Consider the following 22,126-nt stretch of genomic DNA (forward strand, 5'->3'; position numbering starts at 1 on the left):
GCGTGGACGTTATAGCCGCGTGATGCTCTCCGCCTGGGCTGCCAGCTCCTGATCGTGGGTCACCAGCACCAGGGCGACGTCGTGGGCGCCTGAGCGGACATCGTCGATGAGGGCTTGGCCTTCGTCCTCGCCAAGGTGGGCGGTCGGTTCATCGAGGATGATCGCGCGCGCACCAGCAAGCAGTGTTCGAGCCACAGCGAGCCGTTGCCGTTGCCCGCCAGACATGAATCTGCCGCCAGCACCGGTGAGGGTATCCAAGCCGTCGGGCAGGTGAGCGGCCCACGGCCCCAGGCCTACCCGCTCTAGAGCCGCGTACATTTCCCCGTCCGAGACCGGATTACTTTTATCGCGGCCAAGCGCGAGGTTACCGCGCACCGTGGAGTCGAACACGTACCCGTCCTGCGGACACCACGCGAGGCCAGCCAAAGCCGCCTCGGATACGTTCCCTGGGGAGCCAGCTGCCGCATCGGGGGCCTGGGCAAGGGTGACCCACGCGCCATCCGTACGGGCCTGGACCGTGCCCGTGCGGGGCGTGAGGAAACCGAGCATCACAGCGATCATCGTGGACTTACCGGAACCTGAAGGCCCCGTGACGGCCCACATTTCGCCTTGTTCGACCCCACCTGAGACAGGCCCGAACACCGGCGGATCCTCTGGAGCGTAAGCCGCACTCAGGCCCCTCACACGCACACCATCCACACGATGCGCGGCATCAGCACCGGCCGGCGCCTCTTCATGAGGCTCTGGTTCAGTCTCGATAGCGGAGACCGAACGGTTCTCCAGGTATGGGGCGACTGAAGCGAGCATCGAGCTGAGCACCGGTACCTGTCGCAGCGCTTCAGCGAGCTGGCCGAGCGGCTCATCAACCGCGAGCAACAGCAACACCGCGAGCGCGAGCAGTCGCGGATCAGCGCCTGCGGCGGCACCCAGTACGAGCGCGGCCATCGCGGCGCATCCGCCCAGGAGGGAGGCGAGTCCCTCCCCCACACCCGAGCCGAGCGCCTCGCGGCGGACCGCGCGGCTGACCAACTCATCGCTGCTTCGGAACCACGCAACGTGACGAGCCACCGCGTTGTGTGCCGCGATGTCTGGGGCTGCCGCCATGATGCGGCCGGTCTGCTCGGCGACCCGGACCCTGTGTTCAGCCATGACGGCTGTAGCCCTGCGCTCAACCGCTAGCGTGATGAGTGGGGCAACCGCAAGCCCTAACACCAGCAGCGTGAGCAACATCCACCCCAGGGACGGGATCACGAGCCAGGACGCCAAACAGGTTGCGAGCACCGCGGCGACCGCCGCCGGGATCGGGACGATGACGCGCGGGACCGTATCGCGAATCTCATCGACCTCAGCGATGAGCGTGCCCGCCGCCCCACCTGGCCGGTTGAGCCTCTGCCAACCCAGAATATTGGAGCCTAGGGCGTCCCAGACCGCAACGCGGAGCCGTGAAGCCCACGCGAGCACCGCGTTGTGTGTCATGTTTCGTTCCGCATAGCGCAGCGTGGAACGAAGCAAACCGAAGAAGCGCACACCCACGATCGCAACCATGAGGTACATGATGGGCGGTTGCTGGGAGGCATAGACGATGAGCCAACCGGACACCGCCGTGAGCGCCCCGCCGGACAGGACCGATAGCGCACCAAGTGCCGCCGCACCCCATAGCGCGGCTTTACCCCACGGCAGGATCCGCCACGGAAGGCCCCAGCGAGGCGTACTCGCCGGTTGGGCGCCCGTGGTTCGTGTTTGCTTCGGGAACGTGCCCGTGGAGTCTGTCGCGGCGCCGGCGTCGTTGGCAGCCTTGGCACCGTTGGCATGGACAGCGTTGGCCTGGGCAACGCCCTGCCCGACGGGTCGCCCCGGAAGCGCTTCCGCTGGTTCCCCTGCGGTGTAGATGGGTGCCGTGCCTGCGCTTTCCCATGTGAGGAAGGCATCACTGATCGCCCTCGCCTCTGGATCGTGGGTCGCGATCACCACGATGTTGCCGCTGTCTGCTTCTGTCCGGATCAGTTCCCGTACGCGTTGGGCCGAGACCGGGTCAAGGTGGGCTGTCGGCTCATCCAAAATCAGCAGGCCAGCTACTTGCCCGTCGCGTGTTCCGCCGGCGGCCGTGCCGCGCGCCGCGCTCGAGGCTTGACGTGCCGAGCGCAGATTCGTGACCGCCCGCATCACCGCAAGCCGGCGCTTCTCCCCCGGTGAGAGCTCCGAGATCGGCCGATCCCACGCGTGGCTTGGTAACAGCGCGGCCACATCCTCGCCGACACCATCAATGCCCGCTTCCGTAGAGGTAGCTCCTAGCTGGCCTGGTGCACCCAACGCTAAGGCTAGTTCATCCCGCGGGGTCTCTTGCGAAAAATTCGGCGCCTGGAACGCGACACCTCTAGGCCGCGGCTGCGCGGCATCGTGCGGTTCGGCATCCGTTCCGCTCACCACGTCGAGGCCTGCGACATGGCCCTCACAAGCCGTGGCAGGTTGCGCGTGAGCGACCCCGGCGAGCACAGCGAGCACCGAGGATTTTCCGCAACCTGAAGGCCCGGCCAGAGCCGTGACAGTCCCCGGCAGTGCGTCGAAGGTCACCGGCCCCACGGATTCACGCCCGCCGCCACGGACCACCCGTAGCCCGCTCACCGAGACGCCAGCATCGGGGGCCGCAGGCGCTGTGTGCAAGCCATGTGCCGTGTGCGGGCCGGCGGGTCCATCTGCAGTGGAATCGCTCACGGGCTCCTGCTCAAGGATCGCGTTGACGCGCTTGAGGGCCGCGACCCCGTCTTCGGATGCGTGGAAGCCGGCCCCCACGGCCCGTAAGGACATGTAGGCCTCCGGAGCGAGCATCAAAGCGACCAGGCCGTCTTCAAGGCTCAACTGGCCCCACACAAGCCGCACACCGATGAACACCGCAACCAACGCAACCGAGATGGTCGCGATCAACTCAAGCGCGAAAGAAGACATGAACGCCGCGCGCAAAGTCTTAGCGGTACTGAGGCGGTACTTCTCTGAAACATCGAACAGGGCTCGCCGCTGAGCATCGGCGCGGCGCAGCCCCACCAGAACAGGCAGCCCGCGCGCGAGCTCACTGAGGTGATGCGATAGACGGTCCAACCCGTCTTGGGCCTGCTGGATGCGCTCTTCGGTATGCCACCCGATCAGCGCCATGAACACTGGCACGAGCGGGATCGTCAACACGATGATGAGCGCGGAAACCCAATCCGCCCACACAACACGGGCCAACACGGCCAGCGGGATCACCGCGGTTGCAACGAGCGCCGGCAGATAGTCACGGAAGAAGGAATCCAAGCCATCAAGCCCACGGGAAGCGACAACCGTCGCAGAGGCCTCACTGTGGTTAGCGACGCTACCTTTGCCCAACCCGCTGGACCCGCCTGCCCCCGCATTGCTGATGGCTCCTGCGTTGCTACTTACCCCTGCATTACTGAGCTGGTGCTCAACGAGCCGGGCACGCAGCGACTCTTTGACATCAACTGCCGCCCGCACCGCGATGACGCGCGAGGCCCACGTAGCCGAGGCCCGCAGGACAACGCCGCCGAGGCCGTAAAGCAGAAGGCTCGCGACGTCGAGTTGGTGGCCTGCCGCCACATGCGCGATGCCCGCCGCGAGGGCGGACATCAACGCGATCAACCCGACGGCGCGAGCCGCCGCTACGGCCCCGAGCGCCAGAAGAGCACCACGAGAGGTACCTTGAGGCAATTCAGGGCGCAAGAATCACACCACGCTCGTGATAAAGTGCTGAGGCGGAATGTGGTGCGCCGAAATACGCTTGCGGAACACCCAGTAGGTGTAGCTCTGATATGCGAGAGTGATCGGGACACCGATCGCCGCAACGATGGACATGATCAGCAACGTGTTCTCGGTCGAGGACGCGTTGTAGACGGTGAGGTTGAACGCTGGGTCAACGGTGGATGGCAGCACGTTCGGGAACAGGCTACCGAAGATCGCAGCGACACCAGTAACCAGGGTGGCGCCGAGTGAAATGAACGTCCAGCCTTCGCGCCGCTTGAGCGCAAAGAAGGTTGCCGCCAATGCACCCACAACGGCGAGTACGAGTGGCGCCCAGGCCCATGTGGTTCCGGTACCGACCACAACCACGGCAGCCCACGCGGCTACCGGGATCAACGCCCACGGCAACATGCGCGCCAAACGAGCTTCTGCGCGTTGGCGGATGTCGCCATCGGTCTTGAGTGCAACGAAGGTGAGGCCGTGGACGTATGAGAACAGAACCACTGCGAGACCGCCGAGCACGGCGTAGCCGTTGAGCCATACGAATGCGTGGCCCACACGGTTGCCGTGTGCATCCAGTGGCAAACCGGTTGAGGTCAGTGCGAGCATCGCACCCACACAGAACGCTGCGAGGAACGATCCTCCAGCCATGCACCAGTCCCAGAAAGCTCGGCCACGTGCCGAATTAGTTTTACCGCGGTACTCGATCGATACACCGCGCAGAATCAGTGCGAGCAACGCAAGCGTCAGCGGCAGGTACAGGCCGGAGAACAGTGCCGCATACCAGTTCGGGAACGCAGCGAAGGTCGCGCCACCAGCTGTCAGCAGCCACACTTCGTTACCGTCCCACACCGGACCGATCGTGTTGAGCATAACGCGGCGGTCGCGCTCGTTCTTCGCAAACGATTTGAACAGCATTCCGACGCCGAGGTCGAACCCTTCCAGGAAGAGGTAACCGATCCACAGGACGGCAATCAGGATGAACCAGAGAGTTGGTAAAAATTCCATGGTGTTTATTCCTCAGTGTCCAGATTCCTCAGTGTCCAGGTGATCAGTACGCGAACGCGAGGACGTCGTCGTCAGCGTTACGCTTCGGTGCGTCGTCGTCGTTGTGCTCGTCGATATTCGGATCGTAGTTGTGGTCATTTTCCGGCATCGCGGACGGTGTGCCGCCGCGTGCGTAGCGGAAGAGGAACACGCATTCAACGACCGCAAGTACGCCGTAGACGGCGGTCAGCAGGATCGTCGATGTCAACAGCTCGCCCGCGCTGACCCCTGGGGACAGTGCTGCGGCGGTGAACATGAACACGCCGTCGTTACCGTCCGGTGCTGGGGCTACCACGAAAGGCTGGCGGCCCATCTCGGTGAAGATCCAGCCAGCGCTGTTCGCGGCGAACGGGGCACCGATCGAAAGTACTGCCAAACGCGAGAGCCACTTATTATCCGGGACCGTGCCCTTACGTCCCAGCCACAAGCCAACGGCCGCAGCAACTGCTGCGAGGCCACCGAAGGTGATCATGAGACGGAAGCCCCAGTACGTCACAGCCATGATCGGCTGATAGTCGATCTCGGTACCCGCGTACTTGCCATACATCGGGTTATCCGGCAGGTGAGTTCCGTATTTCTCCTGGTATTCAGGGACCAACGTGTTCACGCCCTTGACCGGGGTCGTGAAGTTGTCGTGAGCCAGGAAGGAAAGCAGTCCAGGGATTTCGATGGTCGTGGTGACGTTCTCACAGGTCGTCTTACCGTCGGAGCCGAGGTCACCGAAAGACAAAACGGAGAAGCCGGTACCGTCGTGGCATGCGGCTTCCGCGGAAGCCATCTTCATGGGCTGCTGATAGATCATCAGCTGAGCTTGAGAGTGGCCCGAGAATGCGACACCTAAGAAAGCGACGAGGGCAACCCACCCGCCAAGGCGGAAGGAACTGCGCCACACCTTGTAGTCGGTCTTATCGCGGCCGGCACCCTTGGCTGGGTCTTCACCCACCACAACGTAGCCCTTGGCGTCCACGGTGTCGATGCCGTCGCGGCGGCGACGGTAGAGGTGGAACCAGGAGATACCGAGCAGGAAGCCACCGGCTACAGCGAGGGAACCGAAGATCGTGTGGATCAGGGTCACGATCGCGGTGTTATTCGTGAATACCGCGATCGGGTCAGTCATCACGGCGCGTCCATCGATGAGCTCAACGCCCACCGGGTGCTGCATGAAGGAGTTTGCGACGAGGATGAAGTAGGCGGACAGCCATGTGGCCAGTGCCGCGATCCAGATGGTTGCGAGGTGGAAACCTTTCGGCAGGCGCTTCCAGCCGAAGATCCACAAGCCAAGGAATGTGGATTCGACGAAGAACGCCAGCAACGCTTCCATAGCGAGTGGGGCTCCGAAGACGTCACCGACGAACTTGGAGTATTCGCTCCAGGCCATACCGAACTGGAATTCCTGGACGATACCGGTGACAACACCCATGATGAAGTTGATGAGGAATAGCTTTCCCCAGAACTTCGTGGAGCGCAGATACTGCTCCTTGCCCGTCTTGTACCACAGCGTCTGAAGTGTGGCTACAAGAACACCCAGACCAATGGTTAGAGGGACCATCAAGAAGTGATAGACGGTGGTGATGCCGAATTGCCACCGGCCGATCAAGACCGGATCTAATACTGGGTCCATAGTGGAGCCCGTCCTCTCGCATGAAGGTGCGGTTTAACAGGCGTGAAGACCTGTTCATCCAGACCGTTCCACGCTAATAATCACGGCTGATTTCTACAAGTTGTAGAACCATGGTCAGCAGGTAGCTCTGGATGCCCTATCAACTGCTAATTATAGGGTTTTTCTACCTATGTTTCCGCTTTGTAGCTCCCCTCGAGTGAGCCCATGACATACCTCACATATACGTTTATGCCCACTGCTGCATAGATCCCCATGCAATTCAGCGGAAACCCGTGTGCGCGGCGTCGCTCACCCCGTCTACAGCCCGTCGCCGCGGGTCAAAAGTTCACGCATCTTTCACATCGAACTGAGCCTCAAGCAACCTAGCTCAGCAAAAATCAAAGCGTGAGGATTTGCATTATCACCGAGTCCTATCCACCCCACGTCAACGGCGTATCGAATACAGCCAGACGAGCCGCCCATCACGCCCGTGATGCCGGCCACGACGTACTCGTCATCGCACCATCCCCCACTCCCTCCTGGGTTGCACGCTTTACGCGCATCGAAGGCATCGACGTGTACCAGGTCCCCGCACTCGCTGTCCCCGGCTACAACAGCTTCACGGCCTCAACCGTGACCAACATCGCGTTGCGGCCGGTCATCTCTCGCTTCAACCCCGATGTGGTCCACGCGGCCTCCCCCATGTGGCTGGGGCACGCTGGAACCTCTGCCGCAAAGAGCCTGGGCATCCCTATCGTCGCGGCTTATCAAACCGATATTCCCGCATATGTTAGCCGCTACGGTGTCGAGGCGCTGCGCACACTTGCTCTATCTCAGCTGCGTCGCGTCCATTCCCGCGCCCACACGAACCTGGTGCCAAGTTCGGCTTCAGCCCAACAGTTGAGTGCATTAGGCGTTGGCCGTTTGCGCATGTGGGGACGCGGCGTGGACCACGCGAACTTCTCCCCTGCCCGCCGCGCGGAAGGCCGCGTTTGGTGGAACAGCCACGGGATCGGCCTAGGCGGCCGCCCGATCGTTGGATTCGTGGGCCGGTTAGCTCCCGAGAAGCAGGTCGAAGATCTCGCGGTCTTACTTGGCGCAGGAGCACATAGCGGTTCAGGCTCGCGGGCACGGCTCGATGCGGACCTCGCCGTGATCGGTGACGGCCCAGCCCGCAGCCTGGTTGCCGCCGCGTTGCCTGGGGCGCACATGATGGGCCTGCAGCAATCGCACACGGTCGGGGCCGCCATGGCAGGGCTCGATGTTTTGGTACACACTGGCCCGTACGAAACCTATTGCCAGGTGGTCCAGGAGGGCCAGGCCGCTGGGGTCCCGGTCGTCTCGGTCGCAGCCGGAGGGCCGCTTGACCTGATCAAAGATGGGATAACCGGCCTGCTGTATGAGCCCGGGAATCTGATAGGGCTACGGCACCACGTCGAAGAGCTTCTGGCCAGGCCAGAGTGGGCCGCGAAGATCGCCCAGGCAGGCTCCGAAGCGGTCGCGGACCGCACGTGGGATGCGATCAACGACCAGCTTCTAGGGCACTGGTCCACAGCCGCCTCAACCGGCAAACGACTCAAGACCTGGACTCAGTAAACCTGCGCCCCAGTAGGCGTGTAGGCTCAGCAGGCGTGTGAGGCCACCACAAGGTGGCCCTTGATCAGGCTGCAGCGCCGTCGCTTGACTCAACCGCACGGAGCCGGACGCTCAGATTATCCTGTTCCGTTGAATAGGCTCGCATCTTGCCGGAATCCAGCGGTAGCTCCACGTTGCCGGCTGCCACGCGCGGTTGATATAGGCGCCGTCCGGTACGGAACACGAGGCTGAAGTCGACAACGCCTTTCGGCAACCGTGCGAAGGTTTCCATCGGGATAGTAGCGGTTACAGTATCGCCTTCGATGCGCGCAGGCACACGGCGGTAGAGCTTAGTGCCACGGAAAGTCCACGCGAGCGCAAGATCCTCAAGCTCAGGCACATCGATGGCTTCCCCGCGTTCAGTGGCCTCAACCTTGATCTTGACCTCGAATGAACCCTCTGGATCGATGCCCACGGGCTCCGCTTCGGTCGCGCCGGTAAACTCGACCGATTCAGCGTTGGCGGTGAAGGCCGCCCGGCTGATCGCACCGAAGGGTAACTCGGCGAGCACCTGACCCCATTCGCGCACAATGTTTGGCTCGAAGAAGTCTGCGGCACGCTTGCGGGCCGCCCTCCTCATCGTGGTGAGTTCTTCCTGGCTCATGGTTGCCACCTTGGCCACCGTTTGAGCCAATGCCTCAACATCGCCGGGCGGGACGAGGAAACCGTCCACACCGTCGGTAATGATTTCGGCTGGCCCGTATTTGATGTCGTAGACGATCGGGATACACCCGGCAGACATGCTTTCGAGCACGACGAGCCCTTGCCCTTCGAAAACGCTCGTCAAGAGACTGAACGAGGCGTCCAGATAAACCTTTTTGGCTTTCTGATCGTGCCCCTTCAACGTGATCGTTGCCGACGTATCTGACTCTTCGATCAGCTCAGCCAGAGAATCGTGTTCATCGCCCTCACCGTAGATATCCAGCTTGAGTCCCGGGACGTCGTGGCCTGCACGTGCTACCGCCTTGATGCTGTGGTCCACGCGTTTAACCGAAACCAGCCGCGCCAGCGTCGCCCCGAACCGCGGATCACGAGGCTTTTCGGTATCCCCGTCGAGGTCTTCGGTGGGGTTTGAGATGCGGTGTAAGTTCCCGGCCGGAAAGCCGATCTCAATCAGATCGCGGCGTTGATTCTGTGTCAGCGTGATCAAAGCATCGTAGGCGCCGATGTTTTTGAACAGCGGGAACTTGCTCCTATACAACTCCCCTTCCACTTTGGGATCACGCGCCAAGTGGTTGTTGTGCAGAACGCTCGTCACAACCACATTCTTGCGGCGGTAGCGGTGGAATAGGTTAGCGGCGAATGCAGAATCCACGTTGATGTAGCTGCGTTTGCCATCAAGTACGACGTCCATCCAGGCCATATACATGCTGGTCGCGGAAGCCCACTGAGCGATGACCTCGCCGTTGCTGTTGAACAGGGCGAGGCGCCTGCCACCTGGTTCGCCCTTGGTTTTCATATCGAGGCGGTCACTGAGCACAATATTGCCCTGCTCGGAATAGAAGTCGCGTTGTAGCAGCTTCCCTTCAGCGTTGCGGCGCTCCAACTTAATACTGCGTCGGTCACGCTTTTTAGCAGGCGCTTCCAGAATGTCCGATGCACTTGCTTGGTCCGGTTTCTGCTTACCGGCCATCCGTTGCAGCATCGCATCTGGCCAGGCGCGCAGGTCATGCCACACGTTACGGATCTGAACACGCTCATCCAGGAACCCCTGGGAACGCAAACGTTCGCCGCGTTCTTCCGGATCCAGCTTGGGGTCAAACGTCAGAATCGTGACGTAGCGGTTGTCTTCGCGAGCGAACGCGCTCGTGCGTTCAAGTGAGACGGTCGTCATACCGCCGTACGAGTCAGCGATGCCCCATAAGAGCGTGTAGTACTCGCCCTCGGGAAGCACACCGTTGGGCGTCAACGGTAGACGTTCCTCGCGTTTGTTGAACAGCTTGTTAAAAAGGGGTTTTATGGGGCTCATGCGTCAATCTGTTCCTTCTCAAGTCGGTCGGCAGATTCGATCAAAAATTCCTTGCGCGGTGCAACATCTGAGCCCATCAACAAGTCGAAGATCCGCTCGGCTGATGACGCTTCTTCAAGTCGCACTCGGCGTAGTGTGCGGGTATGCCGGTCCATGGTTGTTTCCGCTAGCTGCTCTGCGTCCATCTCGCCCAAGCCCTTATAACGCTGGATTGGCTCTTTATAGGACAGGCCCTCTTCTTCGATGCGCTTCAAAACCTGGTGCAGTTCAGCTTCCGAATAGGTGTAGAGCACCTCATTCGGTTTTGAGCCGCGGTGCACAATCTCAATCCTGTGCAACGGAGGGACAGCGGCGTAGACACGGCCGTCCTCGACCATCGGGCGCATATACCGGTAGAACAGCGTCAACAACAGCGTGCGGATGTGAGCGCCATCGACGTCAGCATCCGTCATGATGATGACCTTCTGATACCTCGCCTGATCGAGTTCAAACGTGCGGCCAGAACCCGCCCCAACCACCTGGATGATCGCTGCACACTCAGCGTTAGAGAGCATGTCCGCAACCGAGGCTTTCTGAACGTTGAGGATCTTTCCTCGGATAGGCAACAAGGCCTGGAACTCCGAGGAACGCGCCAAACGCGCGGTGCCGAGCGCGGAGTCCCCCTCAACAATGAACAGCTCGGAACGCTCAACGTCTTTAGTGCGGCAGTCCAGAAGCTTGGCCGGCAACGATGAGGACTCCAGGGCGGTCTTGCGCCGTTGAGTTTCCTTATGTTTGCGCGCCGAGATGCGGGACTTCATCTCGTTGACGACCTTCTCCATCACGGCCGTGGCTTGCGCCTTATCTTGGCGGCCCCGCGCTGAAAGTTTCTCCTTGATGCCCTGCGTCACCACACGGGAGACAATCTGGCGCACCGCGGATGTACCCAGAACCTCCTTGGTTTGGCCTTCGAACTGCGGCTCAGCCAAACGCACGGTCACGACCGCGGTCAGCCCAGCCAGCACGTCCTCCTTATCAGGCTTATCATCGCCTGCTTTCAGCCGGCGCGCATTCGTTTTGATCGCGTCACGAACAGCGCGCGTCAACCCGTTTTCGAAACCGGCAAGGTGCGTGCCGCCCTTCGGTGTCGCGATAATGTTGACGAAGGAGCGCACTGTCGTGTCGTAACCGATCCCCCAACGTAGCGCGATGTCAACATCGCAGGTCCGCTCGACGTCTTGCATGCTCGCATGTCCCTGCTCATCCAGGACCGGCACGGATTCCGTGAAGGTCCCGCTACCCTGCAGCTTCCACGTATCAGTTACGGAAGCGTCCACGGCGAGGTGATCAACGAACTCGACAAGTCCGCCGTCATACTGCATGACCTCTTCGGTGATCTCAGCCCTGGTTCCGTCAGCCTGCTGGAGACGACGTTCATCACGCAGCACGATGCGTAGGCCCGGAACCAGGAACGCGGTCTGACGGGCGCGACGCTCAAGAGCGGCGACATCGAACGCGGCATCCGGGGTGAAGATTTGCGGATCGGCCCAATAACGGACCCGAGTCCCAGTGACCCCGCGCTTAGCTTTACCAACCACCTCGGGTTGCCGTGGCTCACTGTAAGCGGTGAACGGGGCATCTGGTTTCGGCTGCCCCTTATCGGTGTAGGCGCCCGGTTCTCCGCGGCGGAACTGCATCCGGTAGGTCTTACCACCCCGGTCAACCTCGACGTCCAGGCGCGATGAAAGCGCGTTGACAACGGATGCACCAACACCGTGCAAACCACCTGATGCGGTGTAGGAACCGCCACCGAACTTACCGCCGGCGTGCAACTTGGTGAAGACCACCTCCAGGCCAGAGAGCCCGGTACGAGGCTCGACATCGACAGGGATGCCGCGGCCATCATCGGACACTTCGACTGAACCGTCCGCGTGCATCGTGATGGTGATTGTCGAGGCGAAGTCAGCCAGAGCCTCATCGACCGAGTTATCGATAATCTCCCACAGGCAATGCATGAGGCCGCGCGAATCGGTTGAGCCGATATACATGCCCGGGCGTTTACGAACCGCCTCAAGCCCTTCAAGGACTGACAAATGGCGGGCCGAATACTCGGATCGCTGGGACACGATAATGCCTTTCGCAGGGAACTGTACTGAATCTGGTGAGAACTTCTATGTAGCCTCTTGTGAGGCCCTCTACCCTAAGGAACCTACACTTCAAGAATAAGGTTCGGTAGCGTCAAGGAAGTGCAACTAAAGTCGCATAGCCGAGTCGCACTACAGGCCTGGATACGCCAGTGGTGAAATTCGGCACGCCGCGGGACTGTGTTCCGGGCTCGCATGGTTACAGTAAGTAGCTACAGATTCTGCGTTAGCTATAGGAGGATCTTATGAACGCGACAGCAACTCGAGAGCTCACTACCGCTGATCGTTGCGATAAGTGCGGCGCTCAAGCCTACATCCGCGCCACATTGGCTTCCGGCGGGCAGCTGTTGTTCTGCGCGCACCACGCCCGCGCGGTTGAGGAATCCCTGCGCCCACAAACCAGCGAATGGCTGGATGAATCGGATCAGCTGACCGTCAACGCCTAGTTAATGCCTCAACGCAGGCATAAGCAGTGCCAGCGGCGAGCTTCCGTACCCAGTCTTATCCCAGCAAGACTCCTATCCCATTGAGGTGAACCCGTGCTGACGTCCTCCCTCTTCGTTGAGACCGAGCGGCCCGAACGCTACGTAAAGCAGCTGCTGTCCCACTTGACCCGGGTCAAGCCTGACCCGGATGGCGGGCCTGACCGTGCACGTTTCGTAAGTTCCGATGCTGAGGCTGGCACAAGGCTGGCTTTCACTGATGACGGCACAACGCCCGATGAGTCGAACTACACGTTGCTGGTGTGCGAGCCGGAACGTGGCGTTGCGGTGACGCACCACGCTTCAAACGAGGAGTCCCTTGAACGCTTGGAGAAAGTCGTGACGGGTCATTTGTGGCGTTTCATTCACGGGCGTGAAGCGCACTACCCTGAGCATCAGCGCGCAGATATGTAACTGTTTTAGTTCTTTGGTTAACGCTTCGGGGCGGGCATCCTGTTGGATGCCCGCCCCGATGCGTCTATTGCGCCCGTTGCCTCTGGTGTCTAGTCGAGGTAGTCGCGTAGCACCTGGGAGCGGGATGGGTGGCGCAGCTTAGACATCGTCTTGGATTCGATCTGGCGGATGCGTTCGCGGGTCACGCCATAGACCTTGCCGATCTCATCAAGGGTCTTCGGCTGGCCGTCGGTCAAGCCGAAGCGCATGGCCACAACCCCTGCTTCGCGCTCGGACAACGTATCGAGCACAGTGTGCAGCTGCTCCTGCAGGAGGGTGAACGACACGGCGTCAGCTGGGACGATCGCCTCGGAGTCTTCGATGAGGTCACCGAATTCGGAATCGCCGTCTTCGCCGAGCGGGGTGTGTAGCGAGATCGGTTCGCGACCGTATTTTTGAACCTCAACGACGCGTTCCGGGGTCATGTCGAGCTCTTTAGCGAGCTCTTCCGGGGTCGGTTCGCGGCCGAGGTCCTGCAACATCTGGCGTTGCACGCGTGCGAGCTTGTTGATGACTTCAACCATGTGCACGGGGATACGGATGGTGCGGGCCTGGTCTGCCATAGCGCGGGTGATCGCCTGACGGATCCACCAGGTTGCGTAAGTCGAGAACTTAAAGCCCTTGGTGTAGTCGAACTTCTCGACTGCGCGGATCAAGCCGAGGTTGCCTTCCTGGATGAGGTCCAAGAACAGCATGCCGCGGCCGGTGTAGCGTTTGGCCAACGATACGACGAGACGCAGGTTCGCCTCCAACAGGTGGTTCTTGGCGATGCGGCCGTCGTGAACAATCTGTTCGTAGTCGTAGCGCAGGCGCTTATCCATGCGCTTGCCTTTTTCTTTCGCTTCGTCGAGCTTGTGTTGGGCAAACAGGCCCGCCTCGATACGCAACGCGAGATCGACTTCTTCCGCCGCGGTCAGCAGCGCGACTTTACCGATCTGTTTGAGGTAGTCCTTGACCGGGTCAGCGGTCGCGCCGGCGACGGTAACCTGCTGTTGCGGTGCGTCGTCTTCGTCGCTGGTGGTGAGGGTGAAGCCCTTAGACTCTTCGTTTTCTTTTTTCCCGGACTTGGATTCGCCTTGCTTTTCCTGGCCGTGACGCTGCTCGGCCTCGTCCTTCTCGGCGTCCTCGTCTTCCTCATCGACGTCGTCTTCGAGGTCGTGATCCTCATCGACGGCATCGTCCTCATCTTCGAGGTCTTCGTCTACGAACTCGTCCGGTTCTTCTTCGTCTTCAACTTTAGCTTTGGACTTCTTTGCAGCCGATGCGGCGGCCGTCTTCTTAGCCGCCGGCTTACGGGTAGCAGTCTTCTTGGCCGTGGCTTTCTTGGCAGTGGTCTTCTTAGCGGTGCTAGCCGTTTCTTCTTCGGTCTCTTCCGCTTCCTCGGCGGCTTTCGCTGCCGCGGCCTTGGTCTTGGCGGCGGTCGAGGTCTTCTTAGCCGCAGCGGTAGCCTTCGCAGCCGTGCTCTTGGCGGCGGTCTTCTTGGTAGCCGTCGTCTTTTTTGTTGCCGTGGTCTTCGTTGCCGCGCTCGACTTAGCCGCGGTGCTCTTAGCTGCGGCCGTCTTCTTCGTTGCAGTCTTGGACGAACCGGACTTAGCGGTAGAAGCCTTTGTCGCTGCGGTCTTGGTTGCGCTCGCCTTCGTCGCAGTCGACTTTGTTGAAGCAGCCTTCTTAGTTGGCGTCTTCTTCGCCGTGCTCGACGTAGTGGCTTTTGGCTCCGCCGTTGCGGTGTCCGTTGACTTCGAGGAGGTCTTCGCTGGCACGAGTTCCCTTTCTGGTCAGCAAGATTCGTGCGTGGCTAAGGGGTGCTCACGCTACTAAGACCCTGTCAAGTCCCAGGTAAGTTGGCGCACGCTCAGCCGCGTTATAGCCCCTGAAACTGAAGGGTCGTTAAGGTTCAACCACGGCTATACCGTTTTTGTTCCCGTGACCCGAAAGATTTTTGCACAACTCGCCGCTGCCCCGCCTCGCACCGGGAAGAGAGCCCCGCTCACCCGCCTGGAGGTCTTTCTATCCATCGCGGATAAGCCCTAGCTTCCAGCACCTCTTTGACGTGGCGGACAAACGTACTCAGCTCCGGAGTTTCTTCTAAGCTCGTGAACTGGCTTTCGTACCGAAGGGCCTCCTCGATGTTTCGCATGGCTTTGTTTCTGTTCCCGAGTGCCCATTCGATCCATGCCAGCATCGCGAGTGCTATCGCTAGAGGGCCCCGGCCAGTAGCCGTGATCATCGTGCATGCGTACTCGATGATGGAGCGGTGGGCACGAAGCCCATCAGCTGACATCGGGCCGCCCCACTGCCCCGTGAAGACCTCCCTGTATTCGACCTCGGATACGTGTTTGCACGGCACCGTGATCTGCTGGATCATGCGTTCACGCTCTGTTGTGACTTCAAGCTGCGCGCATACGGCGGCGACCACGTGCACGAGTGAATGGGTCCACACCCCAACGTATTGATCGCTCGTGTGTGAGTGTGGCCCAGGTTGTGTTTCGCGGATCTCATGTTGTTTGAGCACCCACTCCCACACATCCACCATGTGCCATATGCCGGTCATGAGCGCGCGGTCCCGTTCCCGCTGCGCACACGGGTACGCCTCGCGGAAAAGCTCTTTCGCACATTCAGGCACCTCGTACGCCTCTTTCACGCCGCCAACGCTGACGGCGCGGGCGGCGCGGGCGGCGCGGGCGGCGGTTGAATAATGTGCCGTGGCATGGTTGACCGGTTCCGTGGAACGCACCGCCGCGTAGTGCGGTGCCCAGTGTCCGCCTTCCTGAAGAGCGCTGTTTGAGAACCACCGGGATTCTTCGACCGCGTAGGCCATCACGATGTTCGGCCACCTCTGTGCACAGGCTTCAGCCCATCTGCGCCCCGCTGCTGCCGTGTCATAGAGCCCTATGATGATGCGGTGGGCTTGGGAGGCGCTTTGTTGCACAACGCGTTCGCACCGTTCGAGGTCTTGCAATGTCCACGCATCACACCGAACGGTTGAAGTCCAGACGTCATGTTCATCAGTCAGGATCAAAACCACTGCGTGATGCGGCTGTTGCTCACAGCGCTGTTCAACGCCGCGTATCAGGTGACAGAAATGCCCGATGCGCCTGCGGCCAGCGCTGCTGTCTTCACGTGGCCCTGCGCCTTCATGTGCTTCTGGGGAAAGATCAGAAATACTCATAGACCGATTCCAGCCGGTCTACGAAACCCGTGGTGAACTCACGATAAAACAGTGGATATCGAGCCGAGGATTAAGAGGGTGTGGATTCCCGAACCCCCGGCAACCAGCCGGTGCGAGGCTTTCTATCTCAGCCTTGCCACCGCTAGGTAGACCTGTGGCCTCTAGCTCTGAGCCGTCTAGCCTTACGTTATTTAACCCGGCGGCGCGCGCGTATTTGCTGCATGAACACTCGCCTCAGCGACGCATAGTCCGGGTAGCGGCGCCGTACCAGGCGCAAAGAGATGAAGAACCCGATATACCCGATCACAAAGATGGCCAGCACCACGGTGAACGCGAGTTGGAAACCTTCCAACGTATAGAGGGCACCGCCGGCATCCGCCCCCGCGGCATCGGGGTGGCCAGCCACCGCATCGAGCACAAAACCCACGCCGCCGATCGCGATAAGACCACCGGAGAAAGAGCCCACGTTCGCAACGCCGGTCGCCGTTCCTGCAACGTGGGCAGGGTTCTCCGTGCGCGTGAAGTCGAACGCGATCATCGATGCCGGGCCACCGCAGGCCAAAACGAAAGCGGCAAGGAAGTTCATCCACAGCGGCGCCCCGCCAGGCCACACAATCAACGCGACCCAGCACGCCAACCCTGCCATCGATATCAGGATGACCATGAGCGAACGCCGGTACAGGAAGCGGGCAACCAGAACACCGAGGATAGGACCGAACACCATCGCGACAAACACGAACATACTCATCACAGTGCTCGCCTGCGCCGGTGAATACCCCATCCCGGAAACCAAGTATGGATAACCCCATACGAGCAGAAACACGTTGATCGAAAACGCGCCCAACCAGTGTGTCCAGAACCCAAGCCACGTCCCCGGGCTCACGGCTACCGCCTTGATCTGGCTCAGAAGCGACAACCGTTGCCCACCGGAATGGCTCGGCCGCTTACCTCCCGGAAAGTCCCTCACCGCGATGACCGTAAGCGCACACGCCAAAACACTCATCGCTGCCAGGGAAACGAATGTTGTGCTCCAGCCACGCCAACCCAAAAGGAATGCGACCGGAAAGAGGGAAACCAGCTGACCAACTTGCCCCAACGTACCCGTCAGTTGAGACATCACAGGGTTCATACGTGGCGCAAACCAGGCCGGCACCAAACGCATCACGGACACAAATGTCATCGCGTCCCCGGCACCCACTAAAACGCGCCCCACATAGCCCTGCACAACATCGTTGGCTAACGCCAGAACAAACTGACCAGCCGCCATGAGTACCGCGCCGATCGCGATCATCCACCGCGAACCGAACCGGTCCACCAGCGTGCCGACCGGGATCTGTAGCGCGGCGTACACAACCAACTGCACGACGCCGAACGTACCCAACACCGCAGCCGTTGCGTTGAAACGCTCGGTTGCGTCCAAACCCGCAACACCGAAAGACGTGCGTTGCGTGACAGAAACCATGTAGGCGAAAACAGCAACGCCCCACACGAGCCATGCGCCACGGCTCGTCTTATTCATCATCAGCCTGCTCGCCCGCCTGCTGGTCTGTAACATCCGTGTGCTCGTCTGCAGCAGCCGTGTGCTGGCCTCCAACGTCCGAGTGCTCGCCTGAGGTGTGTGGCCCGGCTTCTGATGTTTGTGGCGCGGCTTCGAGTTGATCCAGGGTTTCTGCGTCTTCAACGAAAGCGTCAGATACGTTGCTCAGATACTTTTGCGCCGCAGCCGCGATCTGGTCGCCATCCGGTAGTTCGGATTCGTCTTCGGCGAGCGCGGTGGAGGAACGCAGCAGTGGGGTTTCCATGTCGTAGCGTTTCTCGAGGCCTTCGATCATGGTGGTCGCCTCGGTGTTGTTGTGTAGTTGTTCTTCGATTTGGGCGTCTACGGCGCGCCCTAGTTCGCGTAGTTGTTCGCTGGGCGCGGAGATCCCGGCGTGGGCCGCGATGGCGTCCAGGCCGGCTACTGCGGCGGCCGGATAGTCGGATTCAGCGATGTAATGCGGGACCTGGATGGTCATGCCTTTGACGTTGAAGCCGTGTTCGGTCAGCCGGGTTTCAAGCAGGTGTGAAAACGATGCGGGAAGCCTGAATGGCCCGCTTTCTAGCCCGCCTGAGTCACCGTGTTCGCGCACCACAACTGGGCGTGTGTGTGGGACTGGTAGCGGCATCGAGTGCACGACGGATACTTCGTTGGATCCGACTGATTCCAGCAGGTCGGTCACCGCCATCACGACGCGTTCCCATGCGATCACCGGTTCGGAGCCGCAGAGCAGGATCGCTTGGTTGCCGAGTTCATCGGTGACGATGTCGACGCCGAGGCGTGGTGCCCGGTAGTCCTTGAACGTGCCGTTTTCGAAGGTGATGTGGGGGCGGCGGGCGCGGTGGTCGATCAGGAGGTCGGAGTCGAATTCGGCTAGAGGTGTCACATCCATTTCACTACGGATTGTCCGGCGCATCATGCGCACCCCGGAGCCGGCATCGAAGGCACCATCTACCAGGACGACAACAGGCAGGTTGGCCCCTGCTATCTGTTGTTGTGCCCTGCCGTGCACATCGATGATGTCATCTCCTAACACCTTGGTGAGACGCTCCTTCCGTGCCGTGCCCTCGCGTGAGAGGTATTCGTTACTGCTTCTATAACACAGCGGGAACATCATTTGTTCCCGCGACCTGCGTGCATGGTGCGCATATGCTGGAGATAGTGGCCCAATTCACGTGCTACTACTCGTGGCCGAGATCTCTCGGCCTCCTCGATTCATACAAGGAGATTTCACACCAGTGCACGCCATTGATGATTTCACGCTTTCAGTCATTGCCCCGGACGAGTCCGGCCTCAAACCTGATGCGACCGTGTGGGTTGCTCGCGCCGAGAATGATGCGGCAGTGGTTCTGGGGGATGCTCCAGAGGGTCTGGATCAGGCCCTTGAGGAGCTGGCTTTCAGTGCTGATGCTGGCAAGGTAGCCCAGGTTCCAGGTGCTGGCGATAACGGTTCGCTCGCGGTTGTTGTTGGTTTGGGTTCTGTGACGGACCCAACACCGGAGGACCTGCGCCGTGCAGCTGGTGTTGCGGCCCGCGCTCTTTCCGGGCGTGAGACGGCGCTGTTGCGTTTCCCTGCTGAAGAGCCGGAGTTGCTGGCAGCCGCCCTTGAGGGTGCCTCGTTGGGTTCGTGGGCTTTCCGCGCCTACAAGTCTTCCAAACCGGCTAAAGGCAACCCGCTCGAGCAGGCTGTTGTCGCAACGAGCCTGGCCAACGATAAGTCTGTCAAGAAGATCGTTGAGCGTGCTGCTATCGTGACTCGCCACGCCAAGCAGGTCCGTGCTCTCGTCAACACCTCCCCCGCTGACCTGTTCCCGGAGACTTTCGCCGAATACGCTCAGGAGCAGGCCTCCGGCACCAAGGTCAAGGTTGAGGTGTGGGATGAGAAACGCCTCGCCCAGGAGGGTTTCGGAGGCATCATCGGTGTTGGCCGCGGCTCCGAGCGTGGCCCGCGCCTGGTCAAGGTTTCCTACACGCCGTCCAAGAAGGCTAAGCACCTGGCGATCGTGGGTAAGGGCATCACGTTCGATACCGGCGGCATCTCCCTCAAGCCAGCACCAGGTATGGAAGAGATGAAGTCTGACATGACCGGTGCGGCCACTACCCTGCATGCGGTCTTGGCTGCTGCTGAGCTCGGCCTGGAAACCCGTGTGACCGGCTGGCTGTGCCTGGCAGAGAACATGCCTTCCGGTTCCGCTACCCGCCCAGGTGACGTGCTGACCATGTACAAAGGCACCACCGTCGAGGTCACAAACACCGATGCCGAGGGCCGCCTTGTCTTGGGCGATGGCCTGACCAAGGCCTCGGAAGAAAACCCAGACCTGCTGCTGGACATCGCTACCTTGACCGGCGCGCAGCTGGTCGCTCTGGGGCAGCGTACCGCGGGCATCATGGGCGATGAGGAAGCGACCTCCGCGATCGAGGCAGCTGCTGAGTCCACCGGCGAACTGCTGTGGACCATGCCGATCCCAGAAGAGATCCGCAAGGACCTCGACTCAGTCACCGCAGACCTGCGCAACTCAGGGGACCGCAACGGCGGAATGCTCAAGGCAGCTGCGTTCCTGCGCGAATTCGTGGGCGCCAAGGACGATGATGATTCCAAGCCAACCTGGGGCCACATCGACATCGCCGGTCCATCCTTCAACAACAAGGCACCGTGGGGTCATACGCCTAAGGAAGGAACCGGCTACGCGCTGCGCACCCTTGTTGAAGTAGCGGCCAACCTCGGCAACAACTAACCCGTAGCGCCGCAGCCCACACGGCTGGGGCAATCCAACAACGGACACGAGAGGCCTGGCGGCCCACCCAGCCATCCCCTAGCCAGAGAAAGGCCAGGTGAGGGCACGAAATTGGCTCGTGGCTTATTTCACCGGCCGCCAGGCCCTCTTCTGTCCACAAACATCGCCGCAGGGGCTAACATAATAGAAGCATCTCAACACCGACCTAAGGGAGCATTCCGTGGCCGAATCGGCAACGACAGAATTTGACGTGTTGGTCCTCGGCGGAGGTTCCGCCGGCTACTCAGCAGCTCTTCGCTCAGCACAGCTGGGCATGAAGGTTGGCCTGGTTGAGCGCAGCAAGCTGGGCGGCACCTGCCTGCACACCGGCTGTATCCCAACCAAGGCGTACCTGCACTCCGCAGAGCTCGCAGACGAAGCCCGCACCTCATCCAAGTACGGCGTCAACACGACTCTTGACTCCATCGACATGGCTACCGTCAAGAAGAACAAGGACGGTATCGTCCAGGGCAAGTTCCGTGGCTTGTCCGGCCTGATCAAGATGCGCAAGATCGAGGTCATCGAAGGTGAAGGTAAGCTCACCGGCCCTGACACCGTGACTGTGGACGGTACCGAATACAAGGGCAAGAACATCGTCCTGGCTACCGGTTCCAAAACCAAGACCATGGGCATTGACATCACCGGCCGCGTCATCACCTCCACCGAGGCACTCGAGATGGATTACCTTCCGGAGTCCGCGATCGTACTCGGCGGCGGCGTGATCGGCGTCGAGTTCGCATCCATGTGGAACTCCTTCGGCGTTGACGTGACCGTTGTTGAGGGCCTGCCATCGCTGGTACCGAACGAAGACCCGGCGATCATCAAGGTCCTTGAACGCGAGTTCAAGAAGAAGGGCATCAAGTCCAAGACCGGCGTCTTCTTCGAAGAAGTCACCCAGGATGACGAGAAGGCGACCGTCAAGCTCGCTGACGGCACCTCGCTCGAAGCAGAGCTCGTTTTGGTTGCTGTTGGCCGCGCACCTGTCACCGAAGGCTTCGGCTACGAAGAACAGGGCATCGAGGTCGACCGCGGTTTCGTGATCACCAACGAGCGCCTCCACACCGGGGTCGGTAACATCTACGCGATCGGTGACATCGTCCCAGGCGTCCAGCTGGCACACCGCGGCTACCAGCACGGCATCTTCGTTGCCGAAGAGATCGCCGGCCAGAACCCGATCATCGTTGAAGACATCAACATCCCGAAGGTCACCTTCTGCGAGCCACAGATCATGTCTGTTGGCTACTCGCAGCCAAAGGCTGAAGAGAAGTTCGGTAAGGACAGCATCGAGGTTTCCGAATACAACCTCGCCGGCAACGGTAAGTCCTCGATCCTCGGCACCGGCGGCATCGTGAAGATGATCCGCGTCAAGGAAGGACCTATCGTGGGTGTGACCGGCATCGGTGGCCGCTTCGGTGAACAGATCGGTGAGGCACAGCTGATTGTGAACTGGGAAGCATACCCAGAAGACGTCGCTCACCTCGTCCACGCCCACCCAACCCAGAACGAGTCCCTGGGCGAGGTTGCCCTGGCATTGGCCGGAAAGCCTCTCCACGGCTAGCTCTTACGCTCTATAGTTGCCGGTGAGCTCGAACACAAGAGGACATCGCA

Annotated in this window: 14 protein-coding genes; 5 read left to right on the plus strand and 9 right to left on the minus strand. The window is 60.7% G+C overall.

Annotated elements, in window-relative coordinates; genetic code table 11:
• Positions 1–9 precede the first annotated feature (9 nt).
• The 3 genes from cydC to HMPREF3175_RS02265 are packed head-to-tail and all read right to left on the minus strand — an operon-like array spanning position 10 to position 6,397.
• Entirely contained in the window at positions 10–3,711 is a 3,702-nt protein-coding gene (gene cydC, locus HMPREF3175_RS02255) for a thiol reductant ABC exporter subunit CydC (protein WP_070490483.1), read from the minus strand.
• A 3-nt stretch (positions 3,712–3,714) separates the two neighbouring features.
• Entirely contained in the window at positions 3,715–4,737 is a 1,023-nt protein-coding gene (cydB, locus tag HMPREF3175_RS02260; protein WP_070490484.1) for a cytochrome d ubiquinol oxidase subunit II, read from the minus strand.
• 43 nt (positions 4,738–4,780) lie between these two features.
• On the minus strand, positions 4,781–6,397 hold the full coding sequence (locus HMPREF3175_RS02265; protein WP_070490486.1) for a cytochrome ubiquinol oxidase subunit I: 1,617 nt from the start codon (positions 6,395–6,397) through the stop codon (positions 4,781–4,783).
• Between the two features lie 384 nt (positions 6,398–6,781).
• Between HMPREF3175_RS02265 and HMPREF3175_RS02270 the strand changes: the two genes are divergently transcribed.
• Positions 6,782–7,972: a glycosyltransferase family 4 protein gene (locus HMPREF3175_RS02270; RefSeq protein WP_070490488.1), complete on the plus strand. Its 1,191-nt coding sequence runs from the start codon at positions 6,782–6,784 to the stop codon at positions 7,970–7,972.
• 64 nt (positions 7,973–8,036) lie between these two features.
• Here the strand turns inward: HMPREF3175_RS02270 and HMPREF3175_RS02275 are convergent, their stop codons facing one another.
• On the minus strand, positions 8,037–9,980 hold the full coding sequence (locus HMPREF3175_RS02275) for a glycosyltransferase (protein WP_070490490.1): 1,944 nt from the start codon (positions 9,978–9,980) through the stop codon (positions 8,037–8,039).
• A complete protein-coding gene (locus HMPREF3175_RS02280) occupies positions 9,977–12,085 on the minus strand; it encodes a DNA gyrase/topoisomerase IV subunit B (RefSeq protein ID WP_070490492.1) in 2,109 nt (702 codons plus the stop codon). Before HMPREF3175_RS02280 ends, HMPREF3175_RS02275 begins: the two co-directional genes overlap by 4 nt.
• 263 nt (positions 12,086–12,348) lie before the next feature.
• On the opposite strand from HMPREF3175_RS02280, the gene HMPREF3175_RS02285 reads away from it, so the two are divergent.
• Positions 12,349–12,549: a DUF7455 domain-containing protein gene (locus HMPREF3175_RS02285; RefSeq protein ID WP_035754512.1), complete on the plus strand. Its 201-nt coding sequence runs from the start codon at positions 12,349–12,351 to the stop codon at positions 12,547–12,549.
• 93 nt (positions 12,550–12,642) lie between these two features.
• On the plus strand, positions 12,643–12,999 hold the full coding sequence (locus HMPREF3175_RS02290; RefSeq protein WP_070490494.1) for a DUF2218 domain-containing protein: 357 nt from the start codon (positions 12,643–12,645) through the stop codon (positions 12,997–12,999).
• A gap of 89 nt (positions 13,000–13,088) precedes the next feature.
• Here the strand turns inward: HMPREF3175_RS02290 and HMPREF3175_RS02295 are convergent, their stop codons facing one another.
• The 4 genes from HMPREF3175_RS02295 to HMPREF3175_RS02310 all read right to left on the minus strand — a co-directional run bounded on the left by HMPREF3175_RS02295 (position 13,089) and on the right by HMPREF3175_RS02310 (position 18,780).
• A complete protein-coding gene (locus tag HMPREF3175_RS02295) occupies positions 13,089–14,798 on the minus strand; it encodes an RNA polymerase sigma factor (protein WP_070490496.1) in 1,710 nt (569 codons plus the stop codon).
• A 227-nt stretch (positions 14,799–15,025) separates the two neighbouring features.
• Positions 15,026–16,207 carry a hypothetical protein gene (locus tag HMPREF3175_RS02300; RefSeq protein ID WP_070490498.1) on the minus strand — a complete coding sequence of 394 codons (1,182 nt, stop codon included), beginning with the start codon at positions 16,205–16,207 and terminating at the stop codon, positions 15,026–15,028.
• A 187-nt stretch (positions 16,208–16,394) separates the two neighbouring features.
• A complete protein-coding gene (locus HMPREF3175_RS02305; RefSeq protein WP_176744691.1) occupies positions 16,395–17,729 on the minus strand; it encodes an MFS transporter in 1,335 nt (444 codons plus the stop codon).
• Positions 17,719–18,780 carry a PAC2 family protein gene (locus tag HMPREF3175_RS02310; RefSeq protein ID WP_070507092.1) on the minus strand — a complete coding sequence of 354 codons (1,062 nt, stop codon included), beginning with the start codon at positions 18,778–18,780 and terminating at the stop codon, positions 17,719–17,721. Before HMPREF3175_RS02310 ends, HMPREF3175_RS02305 begins: the two co-directional genes overlap by 11 nt.
• Before the next feature lie 202 nt (positions 18,781–18,982).
• Between HMPREF3175_RS02310 and HMPREF3175_RS02315 the strand changes: the two genes are divergently transcribed.
• Positions 18,983–20,479 (plus strand): leucyl aminopeptidase, encoded by a 1,497-nt coding sequence (locus tag HMPREF3175_RS02315; protein ID WP_070490504.1) that lies wholly within the window; start codon positions 18,983–18,985, stop codon positions 20,477–20,479.
• A 220-nt stretch (positions 20,480–20,699) separates the two neighbouring features.
• Positions 20,700–22,076, plus strand: coding sequence for a dihydrolipoyl dehydrogenase (gene lpdA, locus HMPREF3175_RS02320; protein WP_070490506.1), 1,377 nt, complete (start codon positions 20,700–20,702; stop codon positions 22,074–22,076).
• The last annotated feature ends 50 nt before the right edge of the window (positions 22,077–22,126 follow it).

It is taken from the genome of Arthrobacter sp. HMSC08H08, from assembly GCF_001807575.1.
Classification (GTDB): Bacteria; Actinomycetota; Actinomycetes; order Actinomycetales; family Micrococcaceae; genus Pseudoglutamicibacter; species Pseudoglutamicibacter albus.

Bases quoted from the DNA above. Each gene is read 5' to 3' on its own strand.
- HMPREF3175_RS02305 (WP_176744691.1), bottom strand. From the start codon at position 17,729: ATGATGAATAAGACGAGCCGTGGCGCATGGCTCGTGTGGGGCGTTGCT.
- HMPREF3175_RS02275 (WP_070490490.1), bottom strand. From the start codon at position 9,980: ATGAGCCCCATAAAACCCCTTTTTAACAAGCTGTTCAACAAACGCGAG.
- HMPREF3175_RS02265 (WP_070490486.1), bottom strand. From the start codon at position 6,397: ATGGACCCAGTATTAGATCCGGTCTTGATCGGCCGGTGGCAATTCGGC.
- HMPREF3175_RS02300 (WP_070490498.1), bottom strand. From the start codon at position 16,207: ATGAGTATTTCTGATCTTTCCCCAGAAGCACATGAAGGCGCAGGGCCA.
- HMPREF3175_RS02285 (WP_035754512.1), top strand. From the start codon at position 12,349: ATGAACGCGACAGCAACTCGAGAGCTCACTACCGCTGATCGTTGCGAT.
- cydB (WP_070490484.1), bottom strand. From the start codon at position 4,737: ATGGAATTTTTACCAACTCTCTGGTTCATCCTGATTGCCGTCCTGTGG.